This window comes from Protofrankia sp. CiP1_Cm_nod1, from assembly GCF_920888515.1.
GTDB lineage: Bacteria > Actinomycetota > Actinomycetes > Frankiales > Frankiaceae > Protofrankia.
In genome coordinates this window covers 10,820-12,393 of record NZ_CAKKTM010000206.1, presented here as the reverse complement: position 1 = coordinate 12,393, position 1,574 = coordinate 10,820, and the positions used below count along the sequence as shown (strand labels likewise).

Here is a 1,574-nt window from a genome sequence, read left to right as displayed (position 1 = left end):
CCGCCCGGTCGACGGCGGTGGGGGTGAACTCCTGGCCGGTGTCGGCGGTGTGCTGGGCGTAGAGTTCGGCGACCTCGTCCGGGGTGAAGTCCCCGAGCCGCAGCGATTCTAGTTTGATGTTGAACGGGCTGGAGGTGCCCAGCCGGGACGGGTCGCCGCCGGATGCAGCCTTGTAATCGCGGACGTCGCGCAGGCCGCAGAGGGCAACCGAGGCGGGGAAGTGGCTGGGGCGGCTGCGGTAGCCGTCGCGGAGCTGGCTGAGGACGCTGATCAGGGTCTGGCCCTGGAGCGCGTCGATCTCGTCGAAGAACAGCACCAGGGGGCGGGGGGACGCCTGCGCCCAGGCTGCCAGTCCCGCGGCGAGCAGGGTGCCTTCCGATACCGCCGGCCAGGGTGGTGGACGCAGTTCAGATGGCAGTGTCCATTCCGCGTCGGCCCGGATCCGGTCGAGGATGGCGCGGGTCGCCGCGCCGATGTCGTCTTCCCACGCCCGACCAGCCTCGCAGGAGAACAGCAGCGCCGCATACCGGCCTTCGGCGGTCAGTTCGTCGGCGAGCGCCTGCAGCGTTGTCGTCTTGCCCGTCTGCCGGGGGGCGTGGACGACGAAATATCCCTCCTGGTCGATGAGGCCGGGCGCCTCCGGCAGCCGTGCCAGGGCCGGAATCATGTAGTCGATCCCCACCCGGCACGGCCCGGCGGTGTTGAACCGACGTCCCACCTCGGTACCTCTCCTCCGCGATACTTCGTTGCGATCGTCACTCTACGGTGGCTTCGTCGACCATCCGCAAAACCAGTGTGGTCCGTTGGGACGCTGCGCACCTGACGCTGGGGCTGGTGGGGCCGCGTCACACATGGCCGCGGGATCGTTGCCGCTGTCTGCTCGGCTGTCGAAGTGCGCGCTAAGGATGTAACCGTGAGCCGGGCGCCGCGGACCCGCGCAGACGGTTTATGATCTTGTCGAGGCTGCGGACCTGGGTGGAGCTCGGGCCGTAGACGGCCGTCAGGTCGGGGCGCAGGGATTCGAACGCGGCCAGGGCCTCGTCGGGGCGGCCGGCCCGCCGGTGCTGGCGGCGCTGCCCGCGGCGGGTTCGATGATCAGCGGGACGAGGGTGGCGTAGACGGCGGGAATGCCGTGACGTTTCTGATCGTGCCGGCCCAGTCGTAGATGTCGCCGAACAGGACACGGTGGAAACGTTGAAGATGCGCGGTGCCAAAGGCGCCGGGCAGTGAACGTGTGGTCAGGCGGATACGCTGGATGCCGACGGCTGCGTGTTCCACGGCCGCGAGCTCCTCGGGATCGCGTATACCCAGCTTGTTCCGTAAGAACCTGTTTTGAATCTTGTAAGCATGCACGGAGCGTGCCCTTCGCCGGATGATCGACATGACTGGGTGGAATTTGATCATTACTGTCGGGGTATGTCGCGGTCGCATCATTACCCATCAGATCTGTCCGACGGCGAGTGGGCGCTGGTCGAACCGCTCCTGCCGCCGATAAGCAAGGATGGTCGGCCTGAGGAACACCCCCGCCGGGAGATTGTGAACGCGATTGTTGAATTAAGCGGTTTGCGTGAATA

The 1,574-nt window shown here is 66.8% G+C and carries 3 protein-coding genes; 1 reads left to right on the top strand and 2 read right to left on the bottom strand.

All coding sequences use genetic code 11. The annotated features are described in order from the left end of the window. Positions 1–718, bottom strand: a 718-nt coding sequence (locus NBX02_RS09425; protein WP_250290949.1) for an AAA family ATPase, incomplete at its 3' end; no start/stop codon positions are given. Between the two features lie 377 nt (positions 719–1,095). Then, the gene (locus NBX02_RS09420; protein WP_250290948.1) at positions 1,096–1,353 is read right to left on the bottom strand and encodes a hypothetical protein; all 258 of its coding nucleotides are present in this window, start codon (positions 1,351–1,353) and stop codon (positions 1,096–1,098) included. A 63-nt stretch (positions 1,354–1,416) separates the two neighbouring features. On the opposite strand from NBX02_RS09420, the gene NBX02_RS09415 reads away from it, so the two are divergent. Continuing rightward, positions 1,417–1,574: transposase (locus NBX02_RS09415; protein ID WP_250290950.1), on the top strand; the 158-nt coding region annotated here is incomplete at its 3' end.